Annotated in this window: 18 protein-coding genes; 14 read left to right on the top strand and 4 right to left on the bottom strand. The window is 55.8% G+C overall.

The features are described from left to right. Nucleotides 1-29 precede the first annotated feature (29 nt). Nucleotides 30-704 (top strand): phosphatase PAP2 family protein, encoded by a 675-nt coding sequence (locus FKCLFG_RS04870; protein ID WP_472615102.1) that lies wholly within the window; start codon nucleotides 30-32, stop codon nucleotides 702-704. 150 nt (nucleotides 705-854) lie between these two features. On the opposite strand, the gene egtB is transcribed toward FKCLFG_RS04870, so the two are convergent. Beyond that, the gene (gene egtB / locus FKCLFG_RS04865) at nucleotides 855-2,063 is read right to left on the bottom strand and encodes an ergothioneine biosynthesis protein EgtB (RefSeq protein WP_472615101.1); all 1,209 of its coding nucleotides are present in this window, start codon (nucleotides 2,061-2,063) and stop codon (nucleotides 855-857) included. Between the two features lie 18 nt (nucleotides 2,064-2,081). Further along, nucleotides 2,082-3,071: an L-histidine N(alpha)-methyltransferase gene (egtD, locus tag FKCLFG_RS04860; RefSeq protein WP_472615100.1), complete on the bottom strand. Its 990-nt coding sequence runs from the start codon at nucleotides 3,069-3,071 to the stop codon at nucleotides 2,082-2,084. A gap of 198 nt (nucleotides 3,072-3,269) precedes the next feature. Between egtD and FKCLFG_RS04855 the strand changes: the two genes are divergently transcribed. The 8 genes from FKCLFG_RS04855 to FKCLFG_RS04820 all read left to right on the top strand — a co-directional run bounded on the left by FKCLFG_RS04855 (nucleotide 3,270) and on the right by FKCLFG_RS04820 (nucleotide 9,743). Further along, complete coding sequence (locus tag FKCLFG_RS04855) at nucleotides 3,270-4,148, top strand: putative selenate ABC transporter substrate-binding protein (protein ID WP_472615099.1); 879 nt, start codon at nucleotides 3,270-3,272, stop codon at nucleotides 4,146-4,148. Nucleotides 4,149-4,161: 13 nt separating this feature from the next. Beyond that, nucleotides 4,162-4,986, top strand: a complete 825-nt coding sequence (locus tag FKCLFG_RS04850; protein WP_472615098.1) for a phosphonate ABC transporter ATP-binding protein — start codon at nucleotides 4,162-4,164, stop codon at nucleotides 4,984-4,986. A gap of 5 nt (nucleotides 4,987-4,991) precedes the next feature. Further along, complete coding sequence (locus tag FKCLFG_RS04845) at nucleotides 4,992-5,822, top strand: PhnE/PtxC family ABC transporter permease (RefSeq protein WP_472615097.1); 831 nt, start codon at nucleotides 4,992-4,994, stop codon at nucleotides 5,820-5,822. Nucleotides 5,823-5,826: 4 nt separating this feature from the next. Then, the gene (gene phnE, locus FKCLFG_RS04840) at nucleotides 5,827-6,621 is read left to right on the top strand and encodes a phosphonate ABC transporter, permease protein PhnE (RefSeq protein ID WP_472615096.1); all 795 of its coding nucleotides are present in this window, start codon (nucleotides 5,827-5,829) and stop codon (nucleotides 6,619-6,621) included. A gap of 102 nt (nucleotides 6,622-6,723) precedes the next feature. After that, nucleotides 6,724-7,011: a DnaJ domain-containing protein gene (locus FKCLFG_RS04835; RefSeq protein WP_472615095.1), complete on the top strand. Its 288-nt coding sequence runs from the start codon at nucleotides 6,724-6,726 to the stop codon at nucleotides 7,009-7,011. Then, a complete protein-coding gene (locus FKCLFG_RS04830; RefSeq protein ID WP_472615094.1) occupies nucleotides 7,008-7,583 on the top strand; it encodes a hypothetical protein in 576 nt (191 codons plus the stop codon). Before FKCLFG_RS04835 ends, FKCLFG_RS04830 begins: the two co-directional genes overlap by 4 nt. 24 nt (nucleotides 7,584-7,607) lie before the next feature. Next, on the top strand, nucleotides 7,608-8,339 hold the full coding sequence (locus FKCLFG_RS04825; protein ID WP_472615093.1) for a hypothetical protein: 732 nt from the start codon (nucleotides 7,608-7,610) through the stop codon (nucleotides 8,337-8,339). A gap of 183 nt (nucleotides 8,340-8,522) precedes the next feature. Beyond that, a complete protein-coding gene (locus FKCLFG_RS04820; protein WP_472615092.1) occupies nucleotides 8,523-9,743 on the top strand; it encodes a hypothetical protein in 1,221 nt (406 codons plus the stop codon). Nucleotides 9,744-9,891: 148 nt separating this feature from the next. Here FKCLFG_RS04820 and FKCLFG_RS04815 read toward each other — a convergent pair whose 3' ends face one another. Continuing rightward, nucleotides 9,892-10,497 (bottom strand): chemotaxis protein CheB, encoded by a 606-nt coding sequence (locus FKCLFG_RS04815; protein WP_472615091.1) that lies wholly within the window; start codon nucleotides 10,495-10,497, stop codon nucleotides 9,892-9,894. Between the two features lie 341 nt (nucleotides 10,498-10,838). Here FKCLFG_RS04815 and FKCLFG_RS04810 point away from each other — a divergent pair, with 341 nt between their 5' ends. The 3 genes from FKCLFG_RS04810 to FKCLFG_RS04800 all read left to right on the top strand — a co-directional run bounded on the left by FKCLFG_RS04810 (nucleotide 10,839) and on the right by FKCLFG_RS04800 (nucleotide 12,552). Beyond that, entirely contained in the window at nucleotides 10,839-11,192 is a 354-nt protein-coding gene (locus FKCLFG_RS04810) for a thrombospondin type 3 repeat-containing protein (protein WP_472615090.1), read from the top strand. 77 nt (nucleotides 11,193-11,269) lie between these two features. Next, nucleotides 11,270-11,914 (top strand): hypothetical protein, encoded by a 645-nt coding sequence (locus FKCLFG_RS04805; protein ID WP_472615089.1) that lies wholly within the window; start codon nucleotides 11,270-11,272, stop codon nucleotides 11,912-11,914. Between the two features lie 209 nt (nucleotides 11,915-12,123). Then, a complete protein-coding gene (locus tag FKCLFG_RS04800) occupies nucleotides 12,124-12,552 on the top strand; it encodes a hypothetical protein (RefSeq protein ID WP_472615088.1) in 429 nt (142 codons plus the stop codon). A 182-nt stretch (nucleotides 12,553-12,734) separates the two neighbouring features. Here the strand turns inward: FKCLFG_RS04800 and FKCLFG_RS04795 are convergent, their stop codons facing one another. Next, entirely contained in the window at nucleotides 12,735-13,103 is a 369-nt protein-coding gene (locus FKCLFG_RS04795) for a CzcE family metal-binding protein (protein WP_472615087.1), read from the bottom strand. 463 nt (nucleotides 13,104-13,566) lie between these two features. Here FKCLFG_RS04795 and FKCLFG_RS04790 point away from each other — a divergent pair, with 463 nt between their 5' ends. Beyond that, nucleotides 13,567-13,809, top strand: coding sequence for a type II toxin-antitoxin system Phd/YefM family antitoxin (locus tag FKCLFG_RS04790; protein ID WP_472615086.1), 243 nt, complete (start codon nucleotides 13,567-13,569; stop codon nucleotides 13,807-13,809). Further along, nucleotides 13,806-14,069, top strand: coding sequence for a Txe/YoeB family addiction module toxin (locus FKCLFG_RS04785; RefSeq protein WP_472615085.1), 264 nt, complete (start codon nucleotides 13,806-13,808; stop codon nucleotides 14,067-14,069). Before FKCLFG_RS04790 ends, FKCLFG_RS04785 begins: the two co-directional genes overlap by 4 nt. The last annotated feature ends 64 nt before the right edge of the window (nucleotides 14,070-14,133 follow it).

The following is a 14,133-nucleotide window of genomic DNA, read 5'->3' as shown; positions in this document are numbered from 1 at the left end:
TATTCATTTACATTTTAGGAAATTTTCACATGCATTACTGGACCACGATTACCGGTTATGGCGGCAGCACCGTAATGATGCCTGCTGCCGCCGCTTTTGCCGCCTGGCTTGCGCTGGGTGGGGCTTGGCGCATGTCTTTGTGGTGGTGCGGCTTGTTTGGCGCAGGTCTGGCGGTCGTAATTGCATCGAAAATCGCCTTTATCGGCTGGGGCGTCGGCATCCCGGCGCTGGATTTTACCGGCTTCAGTGGTCACGCGATGCGCGCCATGGCGGTGATGCCGGTGCTGTTCTACCTAGTGCTGCAAAACGCCGGCACTGCGACCCGCACCGCCGGAGTGCTGGGCGGGCTGTTGCTGGGAGCGCTGATTTGCACCTCGCGCATTGCGGTGCAAGTCCATTCGGTAACGGAAGCGGTATCGGGCGGGATCCTCGGCACCGCGGTCAGCCTGGGCTTCATCGCATTATCTTGCAAGCTGGAAAAACCCCTGCTGAACCGTGCACTGATGATCGCAACCCTCATTGGCCTGATAGGCATGTCGTATGTAAAACCGGTGCCGTCGCAAAGCATGCTAACCAAAGTGGCGCTCGTCCTCTCCGGCCATGACAAACCGTATACGCGTGCGAACTGGAAATTGCATCACGACACGGAACTCGGCATTACTGGAAAAGAACAGCCTTTTGCAAAAATGCGCGTTGAATTTTAGGGGCGGATTCCAAACCCACCCCTACACCAAACTTGATATCGCATAATTTTTAGCAACATACTATAAATGGTATATTTCTAAAAACCAATTAAAACGTGCGGAAAATACCTTGTTTTTAGGCATACTCCCATAGAGTCGCACCTCAAAAAATCACAAAGATCGTGCCAGGCGGATGCCGGTAAATTGCCAGCGCGCGCTGGTCGGGAAAAAATTGCGGTAGCTGGAGCGCGCATGATCAGCCGGCGTGGCGCAGGATGCGCCGCGCAATACATATTGATTGACCATGAATTTGCCGTTGTATTCGCCGATCGCATCTGCAGCCGCCCGAAAGCCCGGATACGGCGCATAGCTGCTCGACGTCCATTGCCATGCGGTATCGAATAATTGCAATAAAGCTTGTTCATCTGACTGCGCCTGGCTGTCCACCGCACACTCCCACTCGGCTTCGCTGGGCAGGCGCGCATCAAACCAGCGGGCGTAAGCATCGGCCTCGAAATAAGACAGTTGGGTGGCTGCGCGCTGCAAATCCAGTGGTTGCAAACCGTGCAGGGTAAATTCATGCCACTCGCCGTCGATCTGACGCCAGTACAGCGGTTGCTGAGATTGCTGCAATTGCAGCCAATCCCAGCCTTCGGACAGCCACTCTGCGGGCTCCCGATAGCCGTCATCCTCGATAAAAGCCAGGTATTCGCCGTTCGTCACCAGCCGGGACGCCAGCGCGAACGGTTCGACAAACTGCCGGTGACGCGGCAACTCGTTATCAAAACAGAATCCGCCGCCGGCATTACCGATCTCGACCAAGCCGCCCTGATGCTGTTGCCAATGTAGGGGCAACACCAAGGCCAGCGGCGGCACCGCGCCGCTGGCATAGGCGGGCAGCATCGGATTGCAGGAAAGCAGATGCAGAATATCGGTTAGCAACAGTTCCTGATGCTGCTGTTCGTGCTGCAAGCCCAGCGTCACCAGTTGCACCAGTTCGTCCAACCGTGCCGGCGACAACGCGGCGGCGATCAGAATCAGCGCCGCCATGCGGGCATCGACATTACTGCGGTAATCTTCCACCTCGGCCAGGGATGGCCGCGTGATCAGGCCGCGCTGGGCGCGCGGATGCCGGTTGCCGATACCGTGGTAATACGAGTTGAACAGCACACGGAAAGCCGGATGATGCGGCTTGAAGTTAAGCTCGAACCGCTCCAGCACAAAAGTCTCGAAAAACCAGGTGGTGTGCGCCAGATGCCACTTGACCGGGCTGGCGTCCGGCATCGATTGCACGCAGCAATCCTCGTCGGACAACGGCTCAGTCAGCGCCAACGTGGCCTGTCTTGTCAGGTCGTATTCAGCCAGCAGGGAAATGAGCATGTCGGGCTCCTGGTCCGGTCACACAGCCCGCGCATGCATGACGGCAAACCAGCCGCGCGCATCGGTCCAGGTCCGGATCGCGCCAAAACCGGCTGCGCCGAGCAAGTCGGCAAACGATTGCGGGGTGTACTTGTAACTGCTTTCGGTATGGATGCGATCAAATTCGGCAAAATGGCGCTGCCCGCCCGGCCAGCGCACAGTCAGCGGCCGGCGCGCTTCCAGATGCATTTCGACGCGGCTCTGCTGCGGGCTGTAAAACGCCCGATGCCGCCAATCGCGCACCGCAAAATCGGTGCCGAGCAAGCTGTTCAGATGATGCAACAGATTCAGGTTGAACGCCGCCGTCACTCCCAGCGCATCATCGTAGGCGGCGTCGAGGATGGCGTGATCCTTGATCAAATCGACCCCGATCAGCAGCGCGCCGTCGGCACCGCAAGCAGCGCGTATCCGGCTCAGGAAGGCCGCCGCCTGTGCCGGCGCAAAATTGCCGATCGACGAGCCCGGATAAAAAAACACCCGTTTTTCGTGCCTGACGGTAGCAGGCAACTCCAGGTTGCTGGAAAAATCGAGCCCGACTCCCATCATTTCGATAGCCGGAAAGCACGGCTGTATCGGCGCCAGCGCCTGCGCCAGAAAATCGGCCGAGATATCGATCGGCACATACTGGCGCGGCTGCAAGGCAGGGAACAGATGCACCGCTTTGGCGCAATTGCCGGCGCCCAGATCGATCAAGGTTGCACCCGGCCCGACCGCTTGCGCGATCTGCGCCAGGTTGGCATCGAAAATCGCCGCCTCGGTGCGCGTCGGATAATATTCCGGCACCAGGCAGATCGCCTCGAACAAACGGGAGCCGAGCGCGTCGTACAGGTATTTCGGTGAAGTGGTGGCTTGTGCTGCCAGCAAGCCCGAGTGCAGTTCGGCGCGTATCGCCTCTGCGTTGGCCGCGCTGTTGTGCAGCAGATCTGCGGCGGTCGCACGCGACGCGGAAAGTCTCTGTTGTAGTGGCATAGGTATGGATTCAGGTAAGTTGATCGGGAATAAGCAAAAATCAGCAAAAACCAGCAAAAACCAGCAACTCCTGCAGCGACATCTTGAACTTGAATTTTTACCAATTATGCCCGTAACTGGTAATTCGCGGATAATACGCGCCTGAAATAGACACAAAATCGCGCCAAAAATTCTCGCAAACACTAAGAAAGGTTTTCCATGTCGCATCTCTCGTGCTCCAAAATGCTCAAAACGCTGCTGTCGACCGCACTCGCATCAGTCATGCTGTTGTCATCCGGCCTGTCGCAGGCGCAGCAGGTTTTGCGCGTGTCGGCCATTCCCGACGAAGCACCGACTGAATTGCAGCGCAAGTTCAAGCCGCTGGGCGATTATCTGGAGAAAAAGCTCGGGATGAAGGTCGAATTCACGCCGGTAACCGACTATGCAACATCGGTCGAAAGCTTGATCAATAACAAACTAGATATGGTCTGGTTCGGCGGCTTCACTTTCATCCAGGCCAAAGTACGCAGCAACAACCAGGTTGTGCCGCTGGTGCAACGCGCAGAAGACGAGAAATTCAAATCGGTCTTCATCACCACGAGCAAAGACATCACCAAACTGGAAGACCTGAAAGGCAAGACTTTCACCTTCGGTTCCGAATCGTCTACTTCCGGTCATCTGATGCCGCGTTCCTACCTGCTGGCAGCGAAAATCAATCCGGATACCGACATGAAGCGCATCGCTTTCTCCGGCGCGCATGACGCCACCGTTGCCGCAGTTTCCGGCGGCAAAGTCGATGCCGGCGCGCTGAATATTTCGGTCTGGGAAAAACTGGTCGCGGGCGGCAAGGTCGACACCAAAGTGGTGCATGTGTTCTACACCACGCCCGGCTATTACGACTATAACTGGACCGTGCGCGCCGACATGAACCCGGTAGTGCGTAAAAAACTGTCCGACGCTTTCCTGGCGCTGGATGCCAAGAATCCGGCCGACAAGGTAATCCTCGACTTGCAACGCGCCAGCAAATTCATTCCGACCAAGGCTGAAAATTATGCAGCCATCGAAGCGGCAGCACGCAACGCCGGCTTGCTGAAATAAGACTGAAATAACAATGTCATTCGTTCTACGCGGCGTCAGCGTACGCCATCCTTCGACCGCGCATGCAGATGCCGGGGCCGGATTTGCCTTGCTTGACGTCAGCCTGTCGATCGACCAGGGCGAACAGGTGGCGCTGATCGGGCCTTCCGGCGCCGGCAAGACTACCTTGCTGCACACTTTCGCCTGCGCCCATCGGGCCCAATCGGGCGAATTTTCCGCATTCGGAATGTCGCCCTGGGATTTGACCCACGCCGAGCGCCATCTGCTGCGCGCGCGGCTGTTTCTGGCGCCGCAAACGCCGCCGCTGCCGCCGCGCCAGCGCGTGGTGACGGCAGTGCTGGCCGGACGCTTGCCGCAATGGGGCTTTTGGCGGGCGCTGGCGTCGCTGATCAAGCCGGGCGCGCGCAACGCGCAAGCCGCCTATGACGCGTTGGCGCGTTTTAATCTGCAAGACAAGTTGTATGCGCGGGTCGATCGCCTGTCCGGCGGCGAACGCCAGCGTTGCGGCATGGCGCGCCTGCTGGTATCCAGCGCCGAAGCTTTCCTGATCGATGAACCGCTGTCGGCGCTGGACCCGACACTGGCGCTGCAAACCCTGGCCGCGCTGCAACAAGAATCTGCCAGCCGCAATGCAACGCTGATCTGCAGCCTGCATCAGGTGGAGCTGGCGCGCAGCCATTTCCCGCGCATCGTCGGCTTGCGCGATGGCCGCATCATGTTCGATGCGGCGCGTGCGCAAGTGACCGACGCGATGATTGCGGCGCTGTACCAGAATGCCGGCAGCACGCCGCAACCCGTAGATTTCGCACCGCCTGCCATCGTCATTGCGCACTGCTGACACCCATGCCTGTAACCCGTTCGCAACATCCCGATCCAGCCTGGCGCGCCCGCGTTATGGGCAGCATCATCGCGCTGGTGCTGCTGTGGCCGATGCTGGTAGCGAGCGAATTCAAACCCTGGATTTTGCTCGATGCGCAAAGCCTGAACGCTGCCGGGCGCTTCCTGGCCGATTTTGCGCCGCCGGCCCATTCGGGCGAATTTCTGCAGCTGATGGTGGCAGCAACCTGGCAAACCGTCGCCATGGCTACCGCCGGCCTGACTCTGGCATTGCTGGGAGCAATCCCGCTGACCTTGCTGGTGACGCAGTCGCTATCGATTTCCCGTCTCGGCAGCGGCCGCATGCGACTGGCCGGCTTCATCATCCGGCAAATTGCGCGCTGGCTGCTGGTGCTGTTGCGCAGCGTGCCGGAACTGGTCTGGGCGCTGCTGTTCGTGCGCATCGTCGGCTTGGGGCCGACTGCCGGCGTGCTGGCAATTGCACTGACTTACTGCGGCATGCTGGGCAAGGTGTACGCCGAAATCCTCGAATCCACCGACGCCCATGCTACAGAATCGCTGCTGAAAAATGGCAGCAGCCGGCTGGCTGCGCTGCTGTATGGCACGTTGCCGGCAGCGGCCTCGGAACTGGTGTCTTACACCACCTACCGCTGGGAATGCGCGATCCGGGGCTCGGTCATCATGGGCTTCGTCGGTGCCGGCGGCCTCGGGCAACGGATGGATGAATCGATGAAGATGCTGGCCGGCGGCGAAGTCGCCACCATGCTGATCATCTTCGTGCTGCTGGTGGCGTGCGCCGATCTGGTCAGCACCTTTTTGCGCAAACGCCTGGGTTAATGCCATGAAAACCCGTCAAATTCCCTCGCCGCCGGTAGCCGATTTTTCTGCTGTCGCCCTGCTCGTTGCGTTGCTGGCGCTGATCGTCGCCAGTTTTGCCTCGCTGCCGCTGCAATGGAGCGCGCTGTTCAGTGCCGATGCACTGCGCTCCAGCATGGAATTTTTGCATGGCTTCGCGCCGCCTGAACTGGCCGGACCTTTCCTACTGAAAATCGCCATCGGCACGCTGGAAACCCTGTCGATGTCGGCGCTCGGCACCGGCATCGCAGTCGTGCTCGGCATCGCGTTGGCGCTGCCGGCCAGCGGCCGCTTTGGCCGCACTGCGCGCGCGGTGATCCGCCTGAAACTGAATATCTTGCGCTCGATACCGGAACTGGTCTGGGCCTCGATCCTGCTGATTGCCGCCGGCCTTGGCCCGTTCGCCGGCACGCTGGCGCTGGCGGCGCATACCACCGGCGTACTGGGACGTCTGTTCGCCGACACGCTGGAAAACCTGCCGCCAGCGCCGGAAGCGACGCTGCGCATTAACGGCGCGCGGCCGATGACGGCCTTCTTTTATGCGACACTGCCGCAAGTGCTGCCGCAAATGTTGTCGTATACACTGTACCGCTGGGAAAACAATATCCGCGCCGCCGCCATCCTGGGCGTGGTCGGCGCCGGCGGGTTGGGCCAGATGCTGAAATACCACCTGTCGCTATTCCAGATGCAGCAAGCCGCCAGCGTCATCATTGCGATGCTGATGATGGTAGCTGCAGTCGATGCAATCAGTTTCTGGCTGCGGCGCCTAATGACCCGGTAGTCAAACTTCTAAAAACAAGGAGTATTGATATTTTTAGTATATTTCACGCATATTTTAATTGCGGTCATTAAATATACTCATAGAAATACCAAGGTAGCTTAAATGAAGAATATTAAAGATTACTATCTCGTGTTGGGCATCGAAAGCGACGCCTCGCTCGCGGAGGTAAAAACTGCCTTCCGGCAAAAAGCGTCATTGTTCCATCCGGACAAGAATGCATCGGACGATGCGCCAGACAAATTTCGGGAAATCAAGGAAGCGTATGACACGCTGTCGGTCGCAGCAAAACGGTCTGCCTATGATGAAAATCGCCGCCGCAACTTGCTCGACAACCCGATTGAAACAGCCAAAGAAATTTGGACAAATTATATTCAAGGAGTACTGCATTGAGACTTTCCCCATTTTTCCACGACCTCAAATCCGCCTATGATTCCGAGCTTGATGACATGAGCACCGATTCTGCCGGCAATGATGTCCTAGCGTCGCGACTGGAAGCGAAGCGGGCCCAAATCCCTTCCCTGATGCCGATGATCAAGAACTATCCGGAAATGGGTGCAGTCGCTTTCCACAACGGCATCAACTTTGTCAGCGGCAAGGCAATGGAAGCATTGGTAACCAAGGAGCCGGAAGATTTTCCCTTGTGGGCAACGCTGCTGCCATCGCTGGAATTAACCGCATGGGCCAGCAAGCTTGCCAAAACTGTCCTTGCACATCCGGACGGCGAACAGTTCCTGATCGTCACAGCCGGCCTGGAATATCTGCACTGCAGAGGCGATATCGGCATCCCGCAACATGCCGGCTCGGATGACGCCGAGGGCTCGGATGAGGCCGATAGCAATGATGGTGACGAATTTGGCAACGACTATGGCGACGAAAACGATGACAGGAATGACGCAGATTCCGATCTCGCAGAAGCAGGATCAGACTGGCTCGCCGAACAGGGATTTGACCGCAACAACTAATCACTTTTTTGCACTGGATAGCCCATGAACACCATTCCTGCACTACTGAAAGCACAAAGTCTGGTCCGCGCCGGCGATATTATCGGTGCGGAATTTGCGCTGGTATCCCTGGCCGATACCGAGGGCGATTACGCGCTGGTGGTCGCCCTCGATGATCTGCCGCCCTCCGACCTGCTGGCGATCATTCGGGAATATGACGTATCCAAGGAGTCCATCGTCAATATGCTGGTCACGCCGGAACAATTCGCCCGCGCGGTGGTTCTGGAGACGCGCTACAACGATGTCAGCCACGAACACTTGCGCGGCATGATCAACTCGGTCATCTTTCGCGAAGACCACGATACCGGCGAATTCCTGAATGCGATTGGCGCGCTCGATGGCGGCTGCGATGCGCTGGTGGACTATCTGTCCGACAAGGCCGAACGGGTTGAACATTTCTTTCAGTACTCGACGTTCGATCTTTTCAAGTACGGCAACGAGTCGAAAACCGCTCTGGTCGATTATGACCTGGCGGCCGACCCCGACGAGCATCCGCGCCTCAGCCTGGAAGAAGTGAATGATCACGACTGGATGGAGTTGACCTGGACGCTGCGCTATGTCACCCCCGATCTGTTCAGCGAAATTCTGTTCATGTTGCGCGCGCGCTGGCGTGACAGCGTGCGCCTTGAAGCGCTTGCTGAAGCGGCCTTGAACGCCAAAGAACAGGTTCAGGAAGAAGCGCCTGCCGCTGTATTGGGCGAGGAATCCGCGCTGTAAATAATGCAGTAAAACTGTCCACGAAAAACACGAAAGGCACGAAAAACCCTTCTCAGTCGCAGCACAAAGAAAGGTTTATGCATTCTTTCGTGCTTTTCGTGTCTTTCGTGGACAATGTTTTTCATGTCATGTCTTGCCTGCACCGTGCTGCATCAGACCGTTTTAAACCAATTCCAATTTCCTATGCCCGATAACAGCAACAAGATTTCACTGTACGACGGTCGCCCGTTTTTTGAAAAGGCGCTGCATTTCGGAGTGCAAAACAGCATCATTGATCCTGCCAAAGTGCGCGCCATTCTGGATGACGCGCCGAAAGGCATGATCCAGATTGCCGACTTTTTTGGCTCCCAATACCTGCGCCCGAATGTGGAAACTGCGCTGACGCGCATGGTCAATCTGGTGAGTCTGTACCTTGAAGAAAAAACCGCTGGGGATGTGGAAAAGGCAGCGCAATCGCTGCGCGACAATTCATTCCTGTCGCATTCGCGCGGCGGCTCCGAGATGCTGAAAAAATTGTTTGCCCTGCCGGAAGACGCCATCATCGGCAGCCACAAGAGCACGCAGGTCAAGGATTTCCTGGAAAAATGGTCGCGCCTGACGCCAGTTGCCTACCGGAAAGAGCAGAAGAAACGCATAGATGCGCAGGATGAAATTGCAGCGGCGATCTGGCTCGCCGAACAGGCAGGAATGCCCGCTGACGCGCTGGAAGATGAAGCCGCTGAACTGGTGATACGCACTGCGATACTGCTGCGTTTGAGCGCCAGCAAAAGTCAGAGCAAGGCAGGCGCGATGCCGAGCGCATTCGAATTTGCACAATTGATAGACGCTCTGAGAACCAAGGGCATTAGCGCCGACGCCAAAAAACGCGCCCACGTGATCCCCGACGACATGCCCGAGCAGTACAGGCCCATTGTGGAGCGTATCCGCAAGAAAATCGTCAAGACCGACATCCCGGAAATCCTCGACCCGAGCACCACGCTGGCCGAGTTGCTGGACAAGCTCAAGCAAAAATACTTCTTGCGCAGTGACGACGCCGACGATGTGAGCAATTTTGACGCCATCGTCTCGAAAGACTGGACCCGCGTCACCGAAGGCAAATCGGACTCGGATTCCCTGCTGACCCTATTTCTCTGTCTGGCCGGAAGCGCCGCGCCAAAAATCAGCATCAACGAGAAAAAAGCGCGGGAAATAGTGCGAAAAATCCGCAAGGAAGGCATCAATCCGGTATTGGTGCCGGCATACATCAACCAATTTGCCCCATACGAAATGCGCGAAGGCTTGGTAGCGCTATGGGATGATTTTTTTGCGGAAGCAGAAAAATACCTGCTGGACGATTGGGATACAAAATTCGTCGAAGTACTGTCTTTCTTGAAGGACAACTGCAATATTCTGAAAACGCCGTGATTGGCCGTGATTGGCCGCAAATCGGTGCGCAGCGCGCACCCTACCTCCTGAAATGATCCTGCAACCTGCAAGTTGCAAATTGAGCAGCTATTAACATCGAACATCGGCAATTTGAATGGGCGATATCGCCCTCAAGCGGCAGTTCGTGTTACTTCGTCTTCAACTTCGACTCTCGCGCAATGCGCACAATTTCTTGCGCAATCTCTTCTGGCGACAGCACAAAATCGATGCACCCGCTATCGATTGCGCTCGCCGGCATGTCTGATTGGCTTGCGGTACTAAGCTTTTGCGCGATGGTAATACCGCCTACTTCCTGGATGCCGCACAGCGCTGCTGCCCCGTCGCCATCATAGCCAGAGACAATAATAGCAATCAGCTTGCCGTCCCAGTAACGCGTCAGTGAACGCAGGAAAACCGTGATGACATCAGGCCAGCCCCGCGGCTTTGAGATTGGCTTTAGTCGGAACTCTCCATTAAGTACATGTAAATCCCGATTTGCGGGAATGATAAATACGCGGTTAGGTTCGATTAGCAAACTTTCCGTGATGAGATCGACCGGCATAGTTGTGTAGCGAGGAAGAATTTCATGCAGGCGGGTAGGCATGATTGTGATGTGATTAACGACGACGACGGCGACACCCATGTCAGCCGGAAGATTTTGCAATAGCCGAATATAGGCGTCCAGGCCGCCGGCCGAACCGCCGACGCAAACGATAGGAAAATCTTTCACCGGGGCACCCGCTGTAATCGACATATATCCCCCCCAATAGAGTAGTTCACAAATACACACTTTGCGCATAGCAGCCGGTCGGGAACGCATCTCAGGATACTGCGAGCGCACCATACAAAGAATAACCGGACAGGCATCTTTGGCACTTGGCATGTGGATTTTCAATGCGGAAAATCAAGACAGCACGAGAACTTTTTCTGCCGATGCCGGCGCGCGCTGGAAATTGATTTGGTCAGCAGACTTGCCCTTCCCGCTTCCCTGTGCCGATACATCTGGTTACCTCGGTTACGCATCCGGCATTGCAGGGCATCGTTGTTTGGCATGTAATACGGACATCAACCGGAAATATTTCAAGGAGATTTACGATGAAAAGCCGATTCGCAGTTATCACAGGATTATTGTCAGGCGCCATGCTGATGTTAGCTGCCGCTCCTGCCATGGCGCGTGCTGACGTTTCAGTCAGTATTGGGGTTCCGGGTTTCTATGCGCAACCAGCGCCGGTCTATGTGCAGCCGCGCCCGGTCTATGTACAGCCGCAACCCTACTATGTGGAACAGCCATACAGGCAGGACTGGCGCCAACCTCGCTGGAATCGCGATCATCGCCCCCGTCATGATCGCGATCATGACGGGGTACCAAACCGCTTCGACCGTGACCGTGATGGTGACGGCGTACCAAACCGCTTTGACCGCCGGCCGAACAACCCATACCGCGATTAAATACGTTGCTATTCAAGCCTTTCGCTAAATTGTTCTGCACGTTGTTTGCTAATCCATAAACACAATAGGAAAACGATATGAAATCGAAATTGATAGCTGGCTCCTTCTTAGCTTCTGCTTTGTTTGCTGGCATAGGCATGTCCCCAGTGATGGCGCAAGGTACAAATACACCCGATATCAACCGTGCCCAGCAAGATATCAACGCACGGATTCAACAAGGTTTGGCGTCTGGGCGCATTACCCCTGCTGAGGCGCAGTATCTATATCAACGTGACCGGGAAATTCAAATCCGGGAAAATCGCTTTAAGTCTGATGGCTCTGCCAGTCCGCAAGAACGCCAGCAATTAAGGCAGGATCTGGATGCCCTCCGCGCTGAAGTTGAATATAAAATCACCAATTCAAATCCTCGCGCTGATGCACGACAGTCAGGCCAGTTTGACCGGGCTGACCGGTCTGACCGGCCAGACAATACGCCCGGTATCGACAGTCGCGAATTCAGAATCGGCGATCGGATTGAAGAAGGGGTTCGCTCCGGCCGCATAACGGAAGGTGAAGCGCGCAAACTGGAGCGCAGGGAACGCGAGATTGAACGCCAGGAAGCCCGTTTCAAGTCTGATGGCATCGTTACCCGGCAAGAAAAGCTTCAATTACGAAATGAATTGACGGCGTTGCGTGATGAGGTGGAGCGGATGATGCGCGATGATCGCCGCGAGCGCTATTAACAGAAAGGAACAGATAAGCGCCGATAAGGCGCGTCTGAGTTCCATCGGCAAAAATCCATTCTCGAAGCCGGTGGGGAGGAATTTGATTGCGCCAGGCAAGCCTCACAGAGATCCGTTAGCGGGCGCAATTAAGCGCGCACTAAGTCGGGTAGCGCACATACAACAGGCACCGTTTTTCGATAGATTCAGGCTCTAAATCGGAGATCATCATGTCAATTAATCAAATTCATTGGGCTTCAGCAGCCACGAATAACCACCGTAAAACAACTCGCTTGCCGGCTCTGGCGCTATTCATATTGAGCACCGCGTTTGCCGCAACAGCGGCAATGGCTGCAAGTAATGTGGCAGACGCGAACGCACGCTACCAGGCAGATCGCGCAGTGTGCAATAGTGGCCAGTCGAACCAGGATCGCGCAACGTGCCTGAAAGAGGCCGGGGCAACGCTGCAAGAGTCAAAAAAGGGACGCCTCGATAGCGGCCAGGGTGCGTATCAGCAAAATGCCTTGATACGTTGCAATGCGCTGCCGGCAGAGGAGCGTGAAGCGTGTCAGCGCCGCATAGAGGGTGAAGGCACAACCAGCGGCACCGTACGTGACGGTGGCGTGTTGCGAGAACTTGTTGTGCCGGATGACAAATAAGTCATGAAGTGCGGGTGCAACCCGCGCGGCGTCGTGCCTGATGCTTTACATACGGCGCAATGCGCTTCGCTTCAATTGCGTCCTACCGGGTGTTGCGGGTTACGGCCTTTCCACGCGGATCATGCGTTCGCGCCCCCGCTGATTAAATACCTATCGAGGCGACATCTGTTCTGACGCGGGAGTTACTTATGACCGCCGCCATCACCCGCACGATCGCCATTACCGCCGGTATATAGAGGATTCGGCGCGACATAAGCGATCACTTTGTGGTCAAGCACGCCTGGTGGTGCAATCTGGTCTAAGTAAAATGCGTCTCTTGCACCATCAAAAGCCCAGGCGAATGATTTGTCACCCGCAATGAACCTAATGGTTTCGCCGCCGATTACGTTTACATACTTAGTGTCCGGGGTAATAACAATCGCACGCGCGGCGGCTGATACTGATGCCGGACTGCCCAAAAGATCAGATCGAGGCGTCCAAGCAACTGGAGACACGCATGCAGTGGATAACATGGCTGTAAAAATGACTGGAAAACGCAATTTTGAACTCATGACGTATCTCCTGAAATTGGGCGATTAAGAAAATCTTAACCTATGCGCAGCGTCACCGCTTGCGCCGCCCGATCAACTCCACGGTCGTAAACCGCAATTCGTAAGGCGCAATTCGTAGGGCGTCAATAAGCGCAGCGCATTGCGCCGCATGTTGCGCCAAATACAACCGAAGTCTCATTACCGTCATGCCAGGTGTCCTGGAAACACATATTTCTTCATCGTGAATCTTTTGCCGAAATCCGATTGCAGGGCGGGATCGTGCGGCGCTATAACTAGCCCGTCCAACCGCCGTATGCAGGATAATCAGCGCTTACATCCGACACGCCGATAAGCTATTTCTCGCCGGCAGCGCCCATCATCAATCCATCGTATTTAGCGCAGCCTCGTTATCATTCACCAAACGCGCAAATTGACAAAAAGTACGTCATAACGTACGGTATTGCAATCAACGAAGGAGCAAAACATGACTACCATTACCGTAAGCGAAGCACGGGCAAGCCTTTATCGCCTGATCGATGAAACGGCTACCAGCCATCAACCCATTGTCATTACTGGCAAGCGACACAACGCAGTGCTGGTGTCGGCAGACGACTGGGCATCGATTCAGGAAACCGTTTATCTATTGTCTATCCCTGGCATGCGCGAATCGATACGGGAAGGATTGTCGGCTTCCGTTGACGAATGCGGCAAGGAGCTCGGCTGGTGAGCTGGCAAATTGTCTACACGAAACACGCGCAAAAAGATGCCCAGAAACTGGCATCCGCCGGATTGAAGGAAAAAACCAAGTCATTGCTGGCGGTCCTGAGCGAAAACCCATTCCAGAATCCACCTCCTTACGAAAAGCTGGTTGGGGACTTGGTTGGCGCTTATTCGCGGCGCATCAATATTCAGCACCGTCTGGTCTATCAAGTGTTGGAGGAACAACGGACCGTCAAGATACTCAGGATGTGGTCGCACTATGAGTAATGCCGCGCACCCATCAACCAGTTGGACCAAGATTAAAGGGAATCCGCTTCGGAATAGTTTTTTT

This window comes from Gelidimonas denitrificans (genome assembly GCF_055694065.1).
The sequence above is the reverse complement of the archived record's forward strand: the minus strand, read 5'-3'. Positions and strand labels throughout refer to the sequence as shown.

Excerpts from the sequence above, each read along its gene's own strand:
- FKCLFG_RS04870 (WP_472615102.1), top strand. The coding sequence starts at position 30 with ATGCATTACTGGACCACGATTACCGGTTATGGCGGCAGCACCGTAATG.
- egtB (WP_472615101.1), bottom strand. The coding sequence starts at position 2,063 with ATGCTCATTTCCCTGCTGGCTGAATACGACCTGACAAGACAGGCCACG.
- egtD (WP_472615100.1), bottom strand. The coding sequence starts at position 3,071 with ATGCCACTACAACAGAGACTTTCCGCGTCGCGTGCGACCGCCGCAGAT.
- FKCLFG_RS04855 (WP_472615099.1), top strand. The coding sequence starts at position 3,270 with ATGTCGCATCTCTCGTGCTCCAAAATGCTCAAAACGCTGCTGTCGACC.
- FKCLFG_RS04850 (WP_472615098.1), top strand. The coding sequence starts at position 4,162 with ATGTCATTCGTTCTACGCGGCGTCAGCGTACGCCATCCTTCGACCGCG.
- FKCLFG_RS04845 (WP_472615097.1), top strand. The coding sequence starts at position 4,992 with ATGCCTGTAACCCGTTCGCAACATCCCGATCCAGCCTGGCGCGCCCGC.
- phnE (WP_472615096.1), top strand. The coding sequence starts at position 5,827 with ATGAAAACCCGTCAAATTCCCTCGCCGCCGGTAGCCGATTTTTCTGCT.
- FKCLFG_RS04835 (WP_472615095.1), top strand. The coding sequence starts at position 6,724 with ATGAAGAATATTAAAGATTACTATCTCGTGTTGGGCATCGAAAGCGAC.
- FKCLFG_RS04825 (WP_472615093.1), top strand. The coding sequence starts at position 7,608 with ATGAACACCATTCCTGCACTACTGAAAGCACAAAGTCTGGTCCGCGCC.
- FKCLFG_RS04820 (WP_472615092.1), top strand. The coding sequence starts at position 8,523 with ATGCCCGATAACAGCAACAAGATTTCACTGTACGACGGTCGCCCGTTT.
- FKCLFG_RS04815 (WP_472615091.1), bottom strand. The coding sequence starts at position 10,497 with ATGTCGATTACAGCGGGTGCCCCGGTGAAAGATTTTCCTATCGTTTGC.
- FKCLFG_RS04810 (WP_472615090.1), top strand. The coding sequence starts at position 10,839 with ATGAAAAGCCGATTCGCAGTTATCACAGGATTATTGTCAGGCGCCATG.
- FKCLFG_RS04805 (WP_472615089.1), top strand. The coding sequence starts at position 11,270 with ATGAAATCGAAATTGATAGCTGGCTCCTTCTTAGCTTCTGCTTTGTTT.
- FKCLFG_RS04800 (WP_472615088.1), top strand. The coding sequence starts at position 12,124 with ATGTCAATTAATCAAATTCATTGGGCTTCAGCAGCCACGAATAACCAC.
- FKCLFG_RS04795 (WP_472615087.1), bottom strand. The coding sequence starts at position 13,103 with ATGAGTTCAAAATTGCGTTTTCCAGTCATTTTTACAGCCATGTTATCC.
- FKCLFG_RS04790 (WP_472615086.1), top strand. The coding sequence starts at position 13,567 with ATGACTACCATTACCGTAAGCGAAGCACGGGCAAGCCTTTATCGCCTG.